We start from the raw sequence: 15,668 nt of genomic DNA, 5'->3' as shown, positions 1-15,668 counted from the left end.
CGGGAGGCAGCCATATGGTCAAGATTTTGAAGGACATCCGGGTCATCGAACTCGGCACCTATATCACCGGTCCGGCGGCAGCCGCCCATCTTGCCGATCTCGGCGCGGATGTGATCAAGGTCGAGCGCCCGGGCGAGGGCGACCCCTTCCGCGCCTTCAAGGGCGGGCTCTATTCGCCGCATTACCAGACTTATAACCGCAACAAGCGTTCGATCGCGCTCGACACCCGCAATGCGGAAGACCTCGCCGTGCTCCATGACCTGATTGCGGGCGCCGATGTCTTCATCCAGAATTTCCGTCCCGGCGTTGCCGAAAAGCTCGGCGTTGGCGAGGAGGATCTGCGCAAGGTCAATCCGAAGCTGGTCTATTGCGCGATCTCGGGCTTTGGCCAGTCCGGGCCGTCGCGGGATCGTCCCGCTTTCGATACGGTTGCGCAGGCAGCAAGCGGATTTCTCCGGCTCCTGACGCCACCGGATCGCCCCCGCGTCATCGGCCCGGCGATTGCCGATGCCATGACAGGCCAATATGCGGCCATGGCAATCCTCGCTGCATTGCTGGAGCGCAGTTCGACCGGCAAGGGCCGGCGGATCGACATCTCGATGCTGGAGGCGATGAGCCATTTCAACCTCGACAGCTTCACCCATTACTACGCCGAGGGCGAGGTGATGGGCCCGCTGTCGCGCCCCGTGGTGTCGCAGAGCTACACCTTCGAATGTTCCGATGAAAAGTGGGTTGCGATCCACATGTCGTCGCCGCCGAAATTCTGGGAAGGTCTGCTTGCAGCCACGGAACAGCAACAGCTCGCCGACGATCCGCGCTTTGCCGAAAGGCTGGAGCGGATCCAGCATCAGGATGAGCTGATCGACATCCTGACGCCGGTGTTCAAGACCCGCAGCCGTGATGAATGGTGCGACCGCCTGCTGGAAGCCGAAGTGCCGCATGCGCCGGCCTATGACAGTGACGAGGCGATGGAGGATCCGCAGGCGGTCCATCTCGGCATTGCCGTCGACATGGATCACCCGGTCAAGGGCCGCACCAAGACCATTCGCGCGCCCTACAGCTTTGACGGCAAGGCGGAAACCGATATCAGCCCGCCGCCCGAACTTGACCAACATGGCGCGGAAATCCGCGCCGAACTGGCCCGCCGCAAGGCCGGCTGAGGGACCACGGGGGGAGGAGCCATGGACAGGATAGACAGCGTACCGGCTGCGGCCGTGCTCGAGGCGAGCAAGGGCATGCTTCAGAAACGGCTCTATGCCATCACCACCACGCCGGTGGATGGCCTGGGCCCGGTCTTCGCCGGCATGGAGGAGCATCTCGCCTATCAGGTGAAGCTCGAACAGGACGGCCTGCTTTATGCCGCAGGGCCCTTGTTTTCCGATGATGGCGAGACCTGGGCTGGCGAGGGTTTCGTGGTGGTCCGCACCGCGACGCTGGAGGAGGCCCGCGCCATCGCCGAGGCCGATCCCATGCACAAAAGCGGTGCCCGGACCTTCCGGCTGCGCCCGTGGATGATCAATGAGGGCCGGGTCTCGATCCGGCTCGACTATTCGACGCAGACTTTTTCACTGGACTGAACGCATATTTTGGGGAGGAACCAATGCGTAAACTCTTGAAAATGACGGCGGCAGCGATTGTCGTGATGCCTTCTTCGCTCTTCGCACAGGAGATCATCGATCTCACCATTGCATCCAGCCATCCGACGGTCATTCCGTGGGTCGGCATGATGCAGACCCATTTCATGGCAAAGACCGATGAGATTCTTGCCGAGACCGGCGATTACGAGATCAACTGGAACGAAGCCTTTGGCGGCACGCTCTACAAGGCGAATGCGACGCTCTCTTCCGTCGAGGAAGGCATCACCGATGTCGGCTGGGTGTTCTCCATGCTCGAGCCAGCCAAGCTGCCGCTCAGCCAGCTGTCGAGCTATGCACCGTTCTCGACTGCCAATCCGAAGGTCATGCTGACCGTGATGCAGGATCTGATGGAGAACAACGAGGCGCTTAGGGAAGAGTGGGAACAGTACAATCTGAAGGTGCTGGGGCTGACCGGAACCGACATGTACGACATCTACACCAAGGAGCCGATCGAGAGCATCGAGGATATCAACGGCATGAAGATTTCCGCCCCCGGCGTGCTCGGCACCTGGCTGCGCGGCACGGGCGCAAATGCCGTCGATGGAGCGCTGACGACTTTCTACACCGATATCCAGACCGGTGTTTCCGATGGCGTGCTGACGCTGGCGCTCGGCGCCAAGCCCGCCAAGCTCTATGAAGTCGCGCCGTATCTCAATCGCTTCGATGCAGCCGTTGCCTTCTCGGGCGCGATCGCCATCAACCGCGATGTCTGGGACACGCTTCCGGAGGAAGTGCAGGACGCCATGCTGGAAGCCGGCAAATATTACACCGATGCCCACGGCACCCAGCTTCTCGAAGGCCACGAGCAGGCGCTTCTCGACATGGTCGAGCTCGGCAAGGATCAGAACCCGCCGGTGACGCTGGTGGAGATGCCCGCCGACCAGCGCGAGGCCTGGGTGGCGCTGCTGCCGGACCTCGCCGGCGAATGGGCCGAAAGCCAGGGACCTGCCGCTCAGGAAATGCTGTCTGCCTACATGCAGGGCCTGCGCGATGCCGGTGAAACCCCTGTGCGCGACTGGGACAAGCAGTAACATGGCCCCACAGCCTGAACAGGATACTGCCCGCCATGATGGCGGGCAGGGCGGAACGGCAGCGCGGCTGTGGCAGGGCCTCGTCGATGGGCTTGCAGCCCTCGGCACGGCCCTGATCCTTGGCCTGATGCTGATCATCACGGCCGATATCGTGGTTCGAAACGGCGCCGGCTCCTCGCTGCCGCTGATTTCGGAACTCGGCGCGCTGCTTCTCGTGATGATCGTTTCTCTGCAGCTCGGCAGTACGGTGAAAGCCGACCGGCTGGCGCGCACCGAGATCTTCTATCCGCAGTTCAGGCTCAAGTATCCCCGCGCCGGCGCACTGTTGTCGGCGTTCTTCAACCTGACCGGCGCTGCCGTGATCGGCGGCATCGCCTGGTCCACCTTGGCCATCCTTGAGAAGGACTGGAACGCGGGAGAATTCATCGGCGTGGTGGGGATCGCAACGCTGCCGACATGGCCGTTCCGCGTCTTCATCCTGCTTGGCGTCACGGTTGCCGCGCTGGAATTCCTTGTGCAGGCGGTCCGCGATCTGCGGTCCGCTGCCAGAAAACATGAGGCCCCTCATGAGCCCGCTTGAAATCGGCGGACTGGCGATCGCCGGCCTCCTCGTCCTGATCTATCTCGGCATGCCGATCGGCGTTGCCATGCTCGCCGTCTCCTTCGCAGGCGTCGCCGCCATCCGCGGTGAACCTGTGTCGATGCGGATGCTGGGGGCGGCAGCCAACAATTCGCTTCGGGAGTATCTCTACGCCATCGTGCCGCTATTCGTTTTGATGGGCCTCCTGGTGACCGTCTCCAAGGTGGGGAAGGACACGTTCGACGTTTTCCAGCGCCTGCTTGGCCGGATCACCGCCGGGCTCGGCATCGCCACCGTCTTTGCGAATGCGGTGTTTGCGGCGATCACCGGCGTCTCGATTGCCTCGGCAACGGTGTTTTCCCGCGTCGCCGTGCCCGAGATGACCCGTCATGGCTATACCAGGAAATTCGCGACCGGCGTCGTGGCCGGATCGTCCGTTCTCGGCATGCTGATCCCGCCGTCGCTCCTGATGATCGTCTATGCGGTGCTTGCCGAGGAATCGGTCGGCCGCATGTTTCTGGCGGGCGTCGGCCCGGGCATGCTGCTCGCCTTCGCCTTCTCGGTGACGATCTTCCTGCTCGCACGCTTTTCACCCGGCTTCGTCTTTACCGGCGAGAAGGAGAGCGAAACGGAGGATACGCTCGGCTGGGGCGCGTTGCTGCGCAAGGCCGTTCCGATCGTGTTTCTGATGGTGCTGGTACTGGGCGGGCTTTACGGCGGCTTCCTCAATCCTACGGAAGCTGGCGCTGCGGGCGCGCTCGGTGCGCTTGCAATCGCACTGCTGCGCCGGTCGCTCTCTTGGCGCAGTTTCTGGAACCTTCTGGTCGAAACCGGCCAGATCACCGTCTCCGTCCTGTTCCTGATCCTCGCCGCCACCTTTTTCAGCCGCATGCTGGCGCTTTCCGGCGTGCCGCGCTTCCTGGCGGAAGTGATGCTGGATGGACCGGTGGGCCCCTGGGGCTTTCTGGTGCTCTATCTGCTGCTGATCATCGCGCTCGGCTGTCTGATCGATTCGATCTCGATCATGCTGATCCTGCTGCCGATCGCCCTGCCGGTGGCCGAAGCGGCGGGCTTCGACCTGATCTGGTTCGGTGTGCTCACCGTCGTGTCGGTGGAAATCGGTCTCCTGACGCCGCCATTCGGCCTTTCGGTCTATGTCATCAAATCGGCGATGAACGATCCCGACCTGAAAATCTCCGACATCTTCAGGGGCGCGCTGCCATTCGTCGGCGCGATGATCGCATCGCTGGGTCTGATCGTTCTCATCCCAGGCATCGCGACCTTCCTCGCGCGGCTCTGATCTGTTGAAGTGCATCCCGGTGCTGCGCGAAATTGACGCAGGCCGGGAGCGGCGCAACGTCTTTGTCTGACAGGTCTCCCGGGCCGATCGCATGCCGCTTCCGGCAGACAAGTTGATCAAAGTTGTTCGTTTGAAAAGGAACCAAACGAGGGCCCATGACCTTTAGTCTGGACCATCAAGGTTTCGAACGGACGATTGTTTTGAGCATGCAGCTATCATCGGACTTCTGGAATTTTCGCGGCTCCTTCAGAATCGCGAAGATCGTCGACATCGGCACGCACATGTCGCTGGTGAGGCGCGCCAACGGTCGTTTCATCATGATCGACAGCTGCGCGCTGGACGACACGCAGCGGGGAGAGCTGCTGCAGTTGACCGATGGGGGCAGGGCGATCGAGGCAATCATCAATGTCCACCCGTTTCATACGCTGCATTGCCGCTCCGGCCACGAAATGGCGCCTCATGCGCGCCTGATCGGCACCCGCCGGCATCGGCAACAGGATAGCGACCTGCCCTGGGACAGCCAGGTTATCGAGGACGCGGAAACCCAGGCCGCATTTTCTGAAGACCTCGCCTTCACCCGCCCAGACGGAGTGGACCTTGTGACCGATGACGATGACGTGCACGCCGGATCCGTCTTGGTCCGCCATGAGCGCAGCGCCATCGTGCATGTCGATGACACGCTCAACGTCATCGCCGCGCCCGGTTTTCTGGGTCGGCTCCTGCCGCAATCGCGGCTGAAGTTTCATCCCATGCTTCCGAAGGCGCTCCAGCCACGGGCGGGCGCTGCCGATGCGTTTTCCGGCTGGGCGAGGGCGCTCGCAGAGAACTGGTCCGAAACGCGCATCGTCTGCGCGGCGCACTCTGCCATCAGGCGTCTGCCGGAAGTTGGCTGGCGCAAAGAAATCCATGCTGCCCTCGCGGACATCGAAAGCAAACTCGAAAAACACCGTGCGGCAAACGGCTCATCCGGCCGAAGCCGTAATAAACCTGAACTAGGGAAGGATGCACACCCATGAGTGACAAACAGCTTAAGACGATCAACCCTCTGACCGAAGACGTCATCGACACATATGATTACATGAGCGACGCCGAGGCGAAGGCCGTGGTGGAAGCAAGCCATGAAGCCTATCTGGAGTGGCGTCTGAAGAGCCTGGACGAACGGGCAAAGGTGATCTCGGCGATTGCAAAGGCGCTGCGTGACCGCAAGGAAGAATTCGCTCAGCTGATGACCGACGAGGTTGGCAAGCTGATCGGCGACAGCCGCAATGAAGTCGAACTCTGCGCTGCGATCTGCGATTATACAGCCAAACATGGACCTGAGGTGCTCGCCGACGAGGAGCGCGAGGTGGACGGGGCGAAGGCCTATGTCGCCCATGCGCCGATCGGCGTGGTCTACGGGATCCAGCCCTGGAATTTCCCCGCCTATCAGGCGGTGCGCTATTCGATCTCAAGCCTGATGGCAGGCAATGGCGTCCTGCTGAAACACGCCGAAAACTGCACCGGCAGCGGCCTGTTTCTGCGCGATCTCTATGAAAGTGCCGGCCTCCCGAAGGGGCTCTTCGGTGTCCTTCTGATCTCGCATGATCAGTCCAACGCGGTGATCGAGAACAAGCTGGTGCGTGGCGTCACGCTGACCGGTTCCGACAAGGCCGGCCGCGCGGTCGCAGCCATTGCCGGCGAGCAGGTCAAGAAGACGGTGCTCGAGCTTGGCTCGAACGACGCCTACATGGTGTTTGACGACGCCGATCTCGACCTTGCGGTCAAGACCTGCGTTGCCGGACGGATCTACAATAACGGCCAGACCTGCGTGAACGCGAAGCGCTTCATCGTGACGGAGCGAAACTACGACGCGTTTGTGAAGGCCTACGCCGAGGCCTTTGCCGCAATCGAGCCCGGCGATCCGAATGCCAAAGATACCAAGCTTGGGCCGATGGTGAGCAAGGCACAGCGCGACAAGCTCCATGAGCAGGTCACCGAAAGCGTGTCGAAGGGCGCGCGGGTGGTCGTCGGCGGCGAGGTTCCGGACCGCAAGGGCTGGTTCTATCCCGCGACCGTTCTCGCCGATGTCGCGCCCGGCCAGCCGGCGTATGATGACGAATTGTTCGGCCCCGCCGCTTCGATCATCAAGGCAAAAGACGACAAGGATGCCATGCGCATTGCCAATGACAGCCGCTATGGCCTTGGCGGCGGCATCTTCAGCCGCGACGTCGAAAGGGCCCGCAAGCTCGCCGCAACAGAGTTCGACACGGGCATGATCTTTATCAACACCTTCGACGTGGCAACGCCCAACCTGCCGTTCGGCGGTGTGAAGGATTCCGGTTATGGCCGCGAGCACGGCCCGGAGGGCATCAAGGAATTCGTCAACGTCAAGTCGATCAAGATCGCATCCTAGCAAGCCTTCGGCTGCGGCGCCTTCTGCAGAGGTTGCCGCGGCCGGTTTTGACGCCTTGCCTGCTGCAATGGCTGGAGTAGAAAAAAGAAAGCCGGGCGCTTGCTGCGCCCGGCTTTTGCTCATTCGAACGGGGTCCCAGATCACGGAGTCGGCGGAGTGTAACCTTCGGGGAACTGCAGCAGACGGTTGCAAGTGCCGCGATTGCCATAAAGCGTCTGCCATTGCTGGGCCTGCTGGCTGGCGCGGATCTTCGAAGCCTGGATATCCGCACCGGTCGCGCCCATCTGGCGCGCCTTGGCATAGGTGGCGTCGGCCGCGTCGTTCAGCCGGCGGCTCGCACGCAGCCCGCCGTATTCCTGGCAGTTCGCTGCACCATAGGCAGCGCGTGAGCCCTGGTCGAGCAGCTCTTCCAACGGCGTTTCCGGCGTCGTCGACTGGCAGGCGGACAGGGCCAGAACTGCGGCGAGCGGAAATGCGAAGCGAATGTGGGCGATCATATGGTCCCTCCTGAGGAAGCCCGCGCTTTGACGGCGGGCCGTTGCAATGAATATCGGATACTCCTGCAGCGCGCGCAAGCAGCGGCTGCGCCTTTTCACGGCTGATCCGCCGTATCAGCCACCGTGGCCGCCAAGGTCGAGGTGGAGCCAGTTGCCGATGACACCCGCAAACATGTAGGGGCCAAGCGTCCAGACCGTTGCCCAGAGCAGCGCGCCTGCAATGTTGGCTGCGAGAAAGGGCGGCCAGCGCATGCCCATCGATCCCGCGGCGATGCCGTTCAGCTGCCTGAGGACAACGACGAACCGGGCACCGACGACGACCCAGGCGCCGCGCTTTTCGTAAAGCCCCTCGATCCAGGCCTGGCGGGCTTCTGTCATGCCGACATAGCGGCCGTAGCGGTTGATCAGGGTGCGGCCGCCGAACCGCCCGATAAGATAGCCGGTGCTGTCGCCGACGACGGCGGCGCAGACCACGACGGCAAAGATCCCCGCGATCGGCAACTGTCCGTCTGCCGCCAGCAGCGACGCGCCGATCAGGGCGCTTTCGCCCGGCACTGGCGCACCGATCGATTCGAGCGCGATGAGCACGAACAGCGCAATCAGTCCGTAGTGATGAAGATAGGGCTCCATATGGGAAATCGAATCTGCCAGAAAATGCGCCATGTGACCTGCTGCCCTCAGGAGCAGGTTCGGCGGAAAGGCGCCGCTGCTCGATTTCCATCTGACCCGGCGTCTATATCAGAACGTCGGGGGATCCCTTATATCCGAAAAGCCTTAAGCGGTCCTGATTTCGCAAAAAGAGGGAACCGCTATCATTTTTTTTGTCGCTGCAGTTGCGGGCGGCGACCCGGTGGCCGCTTCGCCTGACACTGTTCTAGGACCGCTTCTTCAGCGGCCAGCGTTCCTTTTTCGTGGCGATCACCTTCACCGTATCGCCGACGCGCACGACGCCATCTCCGCGCGGCACTGCATTCCAGCCAAACAGCACGCCGGGTACCCGCCGATCTGCAGACATTCTGAGCCGCGCCAGGGCCGGCAGGGGATTGGCAACCTCGCGGGAGCCGGTCGACTGGTCTTGCGTGGTCATGATGCAGCGGGTGCAGGGTTTGACGAGATCGAAGGTGATGCCGGCAATCTCGATTGCCGCCCAATCATCCTCGGCCCAGGCTTCGGCGCCATCGATGACGATATTCGGTCGAAACCGCTCCATGCCGACAGTCGCGGAGCCATTGGCCTTCAGATCCTCATTGAGTGCTGCAAGCGATGCTGTGGTGGTGACGAGGATCTGGAAGCCGTCTGAAAACGTCACGGGCGTTTCATCGCCGACCCAGTCCGTGCTGGCGATCCGGCGTGCGCCCGCGTCGAAAAAGGCAAGGCGCACCGGCCGGTCGAGCCAGTCCGAAAGCGTTGCATCGGCATCGCCGGTGCTGGCCGCCGCATCCACAGTATCGCGCCAGACGGTCACGGAGAACCGGTCCTGCGAAGACGGCCCGGTCACGATGTCGTCTTTTCCTTCGAGCGAAAGGCGCAGCCCGCCTTGTTCCGCGCGGGCGGAGAGGCGGGCAAGTGCCGGCAGTTCGCGCTGGCTGATGAAGCTTCCGTCCGGGTTTGCAAGGATCGCGCGGCGATCGCCCGACAGCCCGGTGGGACCGCAGTCGGAGGCGTCGAGCGCGATGCCGCGCGCGCTTTTCATCGGGTAGATGGTGAGCCCGGACACCTTCACTGTTTGGCTTCCGTCACGTCGCTGTCGGCACCGTCTACGGAGCGACCGGCATTTTCACCCTTTTTGACATTCTTGCCGTCTTCAGCTTTTTCAACCTTCTTGGCCTTTTCGCCGTTCAGCGGCAATCCGTCGTCGTCGAGTGCCGAAAGCGTCATCTGCGGGAACGGGATGGAGATGCCGGCTTCGTCGAAGGCAAGCTTCGCGTCGCGCGTCATCACATGGGTGGTCTTCCACCACAGGGAACCCGGCACCCAGTAACGAATGGCAATCACGACCGCGCTGTCGCCAAGCTCCTTGACGAAGGCGTAGGGCTCAGGGTCGGACAGGACGTTCTCGTTGGTCTTGGCAAGGTCGATCAGGATGTCGAGCGCCTGCTTCATGTCGTCGTCATAGCCGATGCCGATCGCCAGTTCGTGCATGCGCTGGGTCACGCGCGAGTAGTTGGTGATCGAGACGTTCCAGAGCGTCGAATTGGGAGCAAGACGATAGAGACCGTCTACTGTCTTGAGTTCGGTCGCAAACAGGCCGACTTCGAGCACCGTGCCGTCAATCGAGCCCGTCGAGATATATTCGCCGACCTTGAAGGGACGCAGCACCAGAAGCATGATCCCGGCCGCGATGTTCTGCAGCGTGCCCTGAAGCGCAAGGCCGATGGCAAGGGCGGCGCCGCCGAGGGCAGCGAGGATCGACGCGGTCTTGACGCCGAACTGACCAAGAACCATCACCAGCACGATCGTCAGGATGCCATAACGGGCAATCGCCCCGAAGAAGCCGGCAAGCGTCTTGTCGACATTGTCGATCTTCATGAACAGCGATTTGACGTAACGCTGCGCCAGCGCTGCGAGGATCCAGCCGACGATAAGCAGGACAATGGCTCCGATCGCCGAGAAGGCGTAGGTCACCACCAGTGCGATGATCGCATCGGCAAGATCGCTCGATGCATTGAAAAGATCACTGGCTTGCTTCTCTAGCGAATCCATCAATTCTTCCTTCTGTCGTTCATGCTTGGAATGTTACGGATACTCTACCTATGGCGCAACGGTTCCATGACAAGGTTGTCAATGCTGAGCATGAACGGATTGTTGGTGCGGCAGTCGCGCCCGCGACCGATCGACTTCACTGCGGCTTCCAGCCTGCCATTCCGTGCCAGCGCCTCGTCGCCAAGGGCTGCGAGCCGCTTGTTGGGCGTTGCCGCAGGCGAGGCCTCGCGCAACGATGCCGCGAGCCGGGCGTCGTCGATTTCAGGCGCTATCGCAAGGGCCGCGATCATGGCGGCTGCGGGCGAGCGGGAGACGCCCATCCAGCAATGGATCAACAATGGCCCTTCATTTTCAAAGCGTTGCGCGAAGTTTATGATCTGATCTACATGCGCTCGCTCGGGCGCCACGAGGTCGCCAGTGCCCGCGAAGGCAATGTCGTTCATGCGCAGCACGAGATGATGCTCAATGATCCCGGGCTTGGCGAAGTCGTGCTTTGCCGCCATCAGGGATATCATCGCCCGGCAGTGATGCCGGGCTGCCATTTCACCGATCCGCTCCAGCGGCGAAACGATGATGGTGCGGCTCATTTCGCCTTGCCCGCGGGAAGCCGGGCCGCTTCGATTTCGTCAAACCGCTCCAGAAACCGCTTCTGAGCAAGTGCTGTCGGCATCGGCTCGATCGGCAACATGTCGATCGATATCCCGTTTGGCTCACCGAAGAAGCGCTTCGCCTCGGAAATCGAGAAGCCGGCAAGCGTGATCGATTCGAAATAGGCGGCGATCTTGTCGGCGGACTTGATCTTGTTCTTCAGCGCCGGACGGGGATGGGGCGGGAGGCCGAAGCGCAGATGCACGGCCGCCTCAAGCCGTTTTTCAACGGTCTTGTAGCCGCCGCCGACCACGGCCTTGAAGGGCGAGATCATGTCGCCGATCACGTATTCGGGGGCGTCGTGCAGGAGCGCGGTCTGGCAATCATCGGGATTGGCGCCGGTGAGATGCGCGAAGACCACCTCGACCACCAGCGAGTGCTGGGCCACCGAATAGGCGTGCTCGCCCACCGTCTGGCCGTTCCAGCGCGCCACACGGGCAAGGCCGTGGGCAATATCGGAGATCTCGACGTCGAGCGGCGAGGGGTCGAGCAGATCGAGCCTGCGGCCCGAAAGCATGCGCTGCCAGGCGCGCTTGTCGGCTTTGGGCGGCATGGTTCAGTCCGTGTCCTCGCTTGCGGCTTCAAGGGTGATGCCGCTCCACGCATAGGGCGTGACGGTGACGGCAGTGCCGCCTACGGCAAGGCGCTCCGCCGAAGCCGCACGGTCGATCCTGACGATCGCCATTGCGGTGTTTCCAGACACCGTGCCGAGCTCTCCTGCGGGCTTGCCGTCAGCCTCGATGCGGGTGCCGGGAGCGGGCAGTGCAGAGGCGCCTTCGACCTTCACCAGCCGGCGCCGCGCCGTGCCGCGATGCTGCATGCGCGACACCACTTCCTGACCGACATAGCAGCCCTTCCTGAAGGACACTGCGCCGTTCTTGTCGAAAAGCAGATCGTGCGGGAAAGCATCCTGCGCGGCATAATCGGCATGCATCTCGGCAACGCCGGCGGCAATCCTCAGCGCCGCATAGGCGTCCGCATCCGCTTCGCCATGCCTGCCCGGCAGGCGCTTGATCACCATGCCGGCATGGGAAAAGCGCATGTCGGTTACAGCGTCTTCCGGCGCTTCGCCATCGGTAAACACGGTGACGCCGTCGTTTTCGGCCGCGGCGATGGTCACCTTGGCGCGCAGCTTGTAGAGCGTCAGGCGCTGCATCAGCGCTGCGGCATCGGCGGCGTGGGTCTCAAGCGCGAAGCCTGCCGCGGTGCGGCTTGCGAGAAATTCGAACATGACCTTGCCCTGCGGCGTCAGCAGGGCACCGGGAAAGGCTTCGCCTTCGGCGATGCGCTCAAGATCGGTGGTGATCAGGTTCTGCAGGAAATGCTCGGCATCATCGCCCTCGAGCGTGATGATCGCCCGCTCTGCAAGGTGAATCTGTGCCATGGTCGGCTCCTCTGGCTGATCGCCATGTGGTCGCTCAGCGCTTCGGGTTCTGATCGGGAAGGGCTGCGCGACGCAAGGCTATCCCGCACAACGCGCGGTTTTTTGTGTTGTCACGCGCCGGAGCGGATTCGTCAATGCTGGAAGGCAGCTTACTGCAGGATGCGGTCCGGGGAGAACTCGCCGGCAAGCATGCGTTCGCGCAGCGATTCCAGCATGGCTTCGGCGCCTTCTTCGCCAATCATGCGCACGGTTTCGCGCATGGCGAGCGCCAGCGCCGCATCGGCGATGATTTCCGGCTCGATGCCGTCGGCGACGCCATCGGCCCAGGCTTCATTCTGATATTCGAGAGCCACCTGCATCTTCTCGCGCACGATCATGTCGTCGATCTCGTTGACGTTCGGCTTCATCGCATATCCTTGTCGGCTTCTTCATCCGTCCTGATTTGCACCATGTTACCAAGTTTTTCAGTGCTTTGTCAGCGTGGATGGCCGAAAAAGTGAATATCCGGTTAATCGTCCGGCTGCAGCGCCTATTTCGCGGGGCTAATGTGTTTCTTTCGTCACACGGGCAAGACGCGCCTGCTCGAGCTTCTCCGCGCATTCGCGCACGCTTGAGGGCACATGGAGGCGTTCGATATCGGCAAGCGTGAACCAGCCAAGATCGTCGGCGTCGTCTGCGGCCGCAGCAATGGCCTCATTATCGACTTCCGCGAGGAAGACGCTGAGCCGGTAGAAGCTCGTCACATGTCCGTCGTGATCGCGGTCGATCAGGTCGTAAATCGCAAAAAGCGTTGGTTCTGAAATCGTTAGTCCAGTTTCTTCCTTCAGCTCACGAATCGCTGCCTGTTCCGCAGTCTCGCCTTTCTCCGCCTTGCCGCCGGGAAAGGCATACATGGCTTTTGCCGGAGGATGGGCGCGGCGCACCAGCAGAAAGGTGTCTTTCCGCCGGATGATGACGGAGGAGGCGGGTTTTGGTTCGACAGCCATGCTATGGAAGAGATGTTCAGGAAGCAGCGCTTCCGGTTTCAGTGAGGATTTCTGCAAGCAATGTGTGGGCGTTTCGGTCTGATAGCAAGCCCGGAAGAGGTGGAAGAGGCCTTCGACATCACGGCGGTGGACCCGTTTCCGCCGCGTTACAACATCGCGCCGTCGCAGCCGATCCTGATGATCGTCAGCGCCTCGGAGCTGACCGGAGGCGGCGAGGGGCGCAATGCGCTTCTGGTGCGATGGGGGCTGATCCCCGCCTGGGTGAAGGACCCGAAGGACTTCTCGCTGCTGTTCAATGCCCGCAGCGAAACGGCGGCCGAAAAGCCTGCCTTTCGCGGCTCGATGCGGCATTTTCGGACGCTTGTGCCGGCGTCTGGTTTTTTCGAGTGGCGGCGCACCGGCGAAAAGGGCGGGGCAGAGCCGTTCTGGATCCGGCCGCGCCAGGGTGGGTTGATCGCCTTTGCCGGGCTGATGTCGCCCTGGCTTGGCGCTGACGGAACCGAGATCGATACCGGCACGATCCTGACAACTTCCTCCAGCGGCGTCATCAGCCATATTCATGAGCGATCGCCCGTGGTGATCCTGCCGGAAGACTACGAGCGCTGGCTTGACTGCCGGGGCCACGAACCCCGCGATGTCGCCGATCTTCTGAAGGCGCCGCCCGCTGATTTCTTCGAGGCGTTTCCGGTCGCAAAGGCCGTCAGCAATGCCCGCAATCTTGGCGCGGACCTCATAGAGCCGATAGGTCCGGCGCTTGAGCGGGCGCCGGACGAGAACGGACCGGGACAGATGGACCTGTTCTGAGATGGCAACGCCCGGGCCTTGCTTCGGCCTGATGCGGTCGCGGTCCGGCTCAGCTTCAGGACCGGCCGCAGAGCGTCAGATGTCGAGATCGAGCCGGTTCTTGCGTGGGACGCTGTCGTCCTCATCGTCCTCGTCATGATCGTCTTCCATCACCAGCGTGCCGTATTTGCGGTGCCAGGCACGCGCGCCGAGCGGCAGGCTTGCGAGATAGAGCGCGCAGCCCGCGATCATCACGTGCCAGGTGTAGGCAAACAGGAGCGCGACCGAGAGCACGGCGAGCAGCATCATCGGCAGGGCGAAGTCGCGACGTACGGTAAAGCCGAGGCTCTTGCCGGACCAGACCGGAAGGCGGCTGATCAACAGGAAGCCGATCAGCACGGTGTAGGCGGATGAGGCAAGTGCCGTGCCGCGCCCAAGCTCCATGCCGAGAAATCCGAGATAGACGGGAAGCAGCATGATGATGGCGCCAAGCGGCGCAGGCACGCCCACGAAATACTCGCCTTGCCAGCTTGCCTTGCGCTTGCGGTCGGCCATCACGTTGAAGCGCGCGAGGCGAAGGGCGGCAGCAATGGCGTAGATCAGCGCCGCGATCCAGCCGAGCGTTCCGCCGTCATGCAGCAGATAGGTATAGGCGACAAGCGCCGGTGCAATGCCGAAATTGACGATATCTGCAAGCGAATCCATCTGTTCGCCGAATTTCGACGAGGCCTTCAGGAGCCGTGCGAGCCTGCCGTCGATTCCGTCCAGAAACGCGGCGATCAGCAGCATCACGACGGCCTTGGCAAACTGGCCGTCGATCGCGAGCCGGATGCCGGAGAGACCTGCACAGATGGCAAGCACCGTTACCAGATTGGGCAGGATCAGCCGCAGCGGTATTTCGCGCAACCGCGGACCACGTCCGGATTTGTCGCCGGAGGGCTTCACCCGCGTTTCGACAGGATGCTTGATATCGTCATCCGCCATCAGATCTTCCGTCCGACGACCGGCAGTTCAAAACCGCTGAAGGCAGCCAGTACGGTTTCGCCAGCGGTGGCAAGCTGGCCGACGGCAACGCGCGGCGTGGCATTGGTCGGCAGATAGACGTCGAGCCTGGAGCCGAACCGGATCAGGCCGAAGCGCTCACCGGCGTCAATGGCGTCGCCAGTCTCCGAGAAGCAGACGATCCGGCGGGCAACAAGACCCGCGATCTGGACGACGCCGATGCGGCCATGGGCGGTCTCGAGGACGAGGCCATTGCGCTCATTGTCCTCGCTCGCCTTGTCGAGTTCGGCATTCAGGAACTTGCCGGGGCGATAATGGATGCCGGCGATCCGGCCGGCCATCGGGGCGCGGTTCACATGGCAGTCGAACACGTTCATGAACACGCATATGCGCAGCATGGGCTCCGCGCCGAGACCCATTTCGGCGGGCGGAATTTCCTCGCTGATCGAGGAGACGCGACCATCTGCGGGGCTGATGACCATGTCATCATCCTGCGGCACCATGCGATCCGGGTCGCGGAAGAAATAGGCGCACCAAAGCGTCAGGATGAGACCGATCCAGAACAGGGGCTGGGCAATCCATCCGAGAATGAGGGTCGCCACCAGGAAAATCGCGACGAAGCGGTAGCCTTCCTTGTGGATCGGCGCCATCGACTGCCGAATGGAATCGATAATGGTCATGTTTCCTCGCTTCATTGCCCAAATCTGAGCTCTAAACATACAGGC

At 62.2% G+C, this 15,668-nt stretch carries 19 protein-coding genes; 8 read left to right on the top strand and 11 right to left on the bottom strand.

Annotated features, from left to right (window positions below; translation table 11 throughout):
* The first annotated feature begins 14 nt into the window (after positions 1-14).
* From HPQ62_RS04380 to HPQ62_RS04350, 7 genes are all read left to right on the top strand, one after another.
* Positions 15-1,160, top strand: coding sequence for a CaiB/BaiF CoA transferase family protein (locus HPQ62_RS04380; RefSeq protein WP_174801250.1), 1,146 nt, complete (start codon positions 15-17; stop codon positions 1,158-1,160).
* A 21-nt stretch (positions 1,161-1,181) separates the two neighbouring features.
* Positions 1,182-1,577 carry a YciI family protein gene (locus HPQ62_RS04375; RefSeq protein WP_174801249.1) on the top strand — a complete coding sequence of 132 codons (396 nt, stop codon included), beginning with the start codon at positions 1,182-1,184 and terminating at the stop codon, positions 1,575-1,577.
* 23 nt (positions 1,578-1,600) lie between these two features.
* The gene (locus HPQ62_RS04370) at positions 1,601-2,668 is read left to right on the top strand and encodes a C4-dicarboxylate TRAP transporter substrate-binding protein (RefSeq protein WP_174801248.1); all 1,068 of its coding nucleotides are present in this window, start codon (positions 1,601-1,603) and stop codon (positions 2,666-2,668) included.
* Position 2,669: 1 nt separating this feature from the next.
* A complete protein-coding gene (locus HPQ62_RS04365) occupies positions 2,670-3,248 on the top strand; it encodes a TRAP transporter small permease subunit (RefSeq protein ID WP_174801247.1) in 579 nt (192 codons plus the stop codon).
* Positions 3,235-4,548 (top strand): TRAP transporter large permease, encoded by a 1,314-nt coding sequence (locus HPQ62_RS04360; protein WP_174801246.1) that lies wholly within the window; start codon positions 3,235-3,237, stop codon positions 4,546-4,548. The genes HPQ62_RS04365 and HPQ62_RS04360 overlap by 14 nt, the downstream gene beginning before the upstream one ends.
* A 155-nt stretch (positions 4,549-4,703) precedes the next feature.
* The gene (locus HPQ62_RS04355; protein ID WP_206678035.1) at positions 4,704-5,564 is read left to right on the top strand and encodes a hypothetical protein; all 861 of its coding nucleotides are present in this window, start codon (positions 4,704-4,706) and stop codon (positions 5,562-5,564) included.
* A complete protein-coding gene (locus HPQ62_RS04350; RefSeq protein ID WP_174801245.1) occupies positions 5,561-6,940 on the top strand; it encodes an NAD-dependent succinate-semialdehyde dehydrogenase in 1,380 nt (459 codons plus the stop codon). The genes HPQ62_RS04355 and HPQ62_RS04350 overlap by 4 nt, the downstream gene beginning before the upstream one ends.
* A 140-nt stretch (positions 6,941-7,080) precedes the next feature.
* Here HPQ62_RS04350 and HPQ62_RS04345 read toward each other — a convergent pair whose 3' ends face one another.
* The 9 genes from HPQ62_RS04345 to HPQ62_RS04305 all read right to left on the bottom strand — a co-directional run bounded on the left by HPQ62_RS04345 (position 7,081) and on the right by HPQ62_RS04305 (position 13,158).
* Complete coding sequence (locus HPQ62_RS04345; RefSeq protein ID WP_174801244.1) at positions 7,081-7,437, bottom strand: hypothetical protein; 357 nt, start codon at positions 7,435-7,437, stop codon at positions 7,081-7,083.
* A 114-nt stretch (positions 7,438-7,551) separates the two neighbouring features.
* Positions 7,552-8,076, bottom strand: coding sequence for a VTT domain-containing protein (locus HPQ62_RS04340; protein ID WP_174801439.1), 525 nt, complete (start codon positions 8,074-8,076; stop codon positions 7,552-7,554).
* Between the two features lie 235 nt (positions 8,077-8,311).
* Positions 8,312-9,160 carry an MOSC domain-containing protein gene (locus tag HPQ62_RS04335; protein ID WP_174801243.1) on the bottom strand — a complete coding sequence of 283 codons (849 nt, stop codon included), beginning with the start codon at positions 9,158-9,160 and terminating at the stop codon, positions 8,312-8,314.
* Positions 9,157-10,140, bottom strand: coding sequence for a mechanosensitive ion channel family protein (locus HPQ62_RS04330; RefSeq protein ID WP_174801242.1), 984 nt, complete (start codon positions 10,138-10,140; stop codon positions 9,157-9,159). The genes HPQ62_RS04335 and HPQ62_RS04330 overlap by 4 nt, the downstream gene beginning before the upstream one ends.
* Positions 10,141-10,184: 44 nt before the next feature.
* Entirely contained in the window at positions 10,185-10,727 is a 543-nt protein-coding gene (locus HPQ62_RS04325) for a tyrosine phosphatase family protein (protein WP_174801241.1), read from the bottom strand.
* On the bottom strand, positions 10,724-11,341 hold the full coding sequence (locus HPQ62_RS04320; RefSeq protein ID WP_174801240.1) for a YfbR-like 5'-deoxynucleotidase: 618 nt from the start codon (positions 11,339-11,341) through the stop codon (positions 10,724-10,726). The genes HPQ62_RS04325 and HPQ62_RS04320 overlap by 4 nt, the downstream gene beginning before the upstream one ends.
* A gap of 3 nt (positions 11,342-11,344) precedes the next feature.
* On the bottom strand, positions 11,345-12,172 hold the full coding sequence (ygfZ, locus tag HPQ62_RS04315; RefSeq protein WP_174801239.1) for a CAF17-like 4Fe-4S cluster assembly/insertion protein YgfZ: 828 nt from the start codon (positions 12,170-12,172) through the stop codon (positions 11,345-11,347).
* A 149-nt stretch (positions 12,173-12,321) separates the two neighbouring features.
* Complete coding sequence (locus HPQ62_RS04310; protein ID WP_174801238.1) at positions 12,322-12,579, bottom strand: hypothetical protein; 258 nt, start codon at positions 12,577-12,579, stop codon at positions 12,322-12,324.
* A gap of 135 nt (positions 12,580-12,714) precedes the next feature.
* Positions 12,715-13,158 (bottom strand): NUDIX hydrolase, encoded by a 444-nt coding sequence (locus tag HPQ62_RS04305; RefSeq protein WP_174801237.1) that lies wholly within the window; start codon positions 13,156-13,158, stop codon positions 12,715-12,717.
* A 60-nt stretch (positions 13,159-13,218) separates the two neighbouring features.
* Here HPQ62_RS04305 and HPQ62_RS04300 point away from each other — a divergent pair, with 60 nt between their 5' ends.
* Complete coding sequence (locus tag HPQ62_RS04300) at positions 13,219-13,962, top strand: SOS response-associated peptidase (RefSeq protein ID WP_174801236.1); 744 nt, start codon at positions 13,219-13,221, stop codon at positions 13,960-13,962.
* A gap of 75 nt (positions 13,963-14,037) precedes the next feature.
* Here the strand turns inward: HPQ62_RS04300 and pssA are convergent, their stop codons facing one another.
* Entirely contained in the window at positions 14,038-14,925 is an 888-nt protein-coding gene (gene pssA, locus HPQ62_RS04295; protein ID WP_174801235.1) for a CDP-diacylglycerol--serine O-phosphatidyltransferase, read from the bottom strand.
* Positions 14,925-15,638: a phosphatidylserine decarboxylase gene (locus HPQ62_RS04290; protein ID WP_174801234.1), complete on the bottom strand. Its 714-nt coding sequence runs from the start codon at positions 15,636-15,638 to the stop codon at positions 14,925-14,927. The genes pssA and HPQ62_RS04290 overlap by 1 nt, the downstream gene beginning before the upstream one ends.
* Positions 15,639-15,668: the final 30 nt, after the last annotated feature.

Origin of the sequence: Martelella limonii (assembly GCF_013344475.1) — a bacterium.
Taxonomy (GTDB): domain Bacteria; phylum Pseudomonadota; class Alphaproteobacteria; order Rhizobiales; family Rhizobiaceae; genus Martelella; species Martelella limonii.
Note: the sequence above shows the minus strand (reverse complement) of the source record. Positions and strands in the feature narration are given on the sequence as shown.

What these genes read in the sequence shown, in the direction of transcription:
- HPQ62_RS04365 (WP_174801247.1), top strand. Translation starts at nt 2,670, where the DNA reads ATGGCCCCACAGCCTGAACAGGATACTGCCCGCCATGATGGCGGGCAG.
- HPQ62_RS04360 (WP_174801246.1), top strand. Translation starts at nt 3,235, where the DNA reads ATGAGCCCGCTTGAAATCGGCGGACTGGCGATCGCCGGCCTCCTCGTC.
- HPQ62_RS04290 (WP_174801234.1), bottom strand. Translation starts at nt 15,638, where the DNA reads ATGAAGCGAGGAAACATGACCATTATCGATTCCATTCGGCAGTCGATG.
- HPQ62_RS04355 (WP_206678035.1), top strand. Translation starts at nt 4,704, where the DNA reads ATGACCTTTAGTCTGGACCATCAAGGTTTCGAACGGACGATTGTTTTG.
- HPQ62_RS04320 (WP_174801240.1), bottom strand. Translation starts at nt 11,341, where the DNA reads ATGCCGCCCAAAGCCGACAAGCGCGCCTGGCAGCGCATGCTTTCGGGC.
- ygfZ (WP_174801239.1), bottom strand. Translation starts at nt 12,172, where the DNA reads ATGGCACAGATTCACCTTGCAGAGCGGGCGATCATCACGCTCGAGGGC.
- HPQ62_RS04305 (WP_174801237.1), bottom strand. Translation starts at nt 13,158, where the DNA reads ATGGCTGTCGAACCAAAACCCGCCTCCTCCGTCATCATCCGGCGGAAA.
- HPQ62_RS04375 (WP_174801249.1), top strand. Translation starts at nt 1,182, where the DNA reads ATGGACAGGATAGACAGCGTACCGGCTGCGGCCGTGCTCGAGGCGAGC.
- HPQ62_RS04345 (WP_174801244.1), bottom strand. Translation starts at nt 7,437, where the DNA reads ATGATCGCCCACATTCGCTTCGCATTTCCGCTCGCCGCAGTTCTGGCC.
- HPQ62_RS04380 (WP_174801250.1), top strand. Translation starts at nt 15, where the DNA reads ATGGTCAAGATTTTGAAGGACATCCGGGTCATCGAACTCGGCACCTAT.
- HPQ62_RS04300 (WP_174801236.1), top strand. Translation starts at nt 13,219, where the DNA reads ATGTGTGGGCGTTTCGGTCTGATAGCAAGCCCGGAAGAGGTGGAAGAG.
- HPQ62_RS04325 (WP_174801241.1), bottom strand. Translation starts at nt 10,727, where the DNA reads ATGAGCCGCACCATCATCGTTTCGCCGCTGGAGCGGATCGGTGAAATG.
- HPQ62_RS04310 (WP_174801238.1), bottom strand. Translation starts at nt 12,579, where the DNA reads ATGAAGCCGAACGTCAACGAGATCGACGACATGATCGTGCGCGAGAAG.
- HPQ62_RS04370 (WP_174801248.1), top strand. Translation starts at nt 1,601, where the DNA reads ATGCGTAAACTCTTGAAAATGACGGCGGCAGCGATTGTCGTGATGCCT.
- HPQ62_RS04330 (WP_174801242.1), bottom strand. Translation starts at nt 10,140, where the DNA reads ATGGATTCGCTAGAGAAGCAAGCCAGTGATCTTTTCAATGCATCGAGC.
- HPQ62_RS04350 (WP_174801245.1), top strand. Translation starts at nt 5,561, where the DNA reads ATGAGTGACAAACAGCTTAAGACGATCAACCCTCTGACCGAAGACGTC.
- pssA (WP_174801235.1), bottom strand. Translation starts at nt 14,925, where the DNA reads ATGGCGGATGACGATATCAAGCATCCTGTCGAAACGCGGGTGAAGCCC.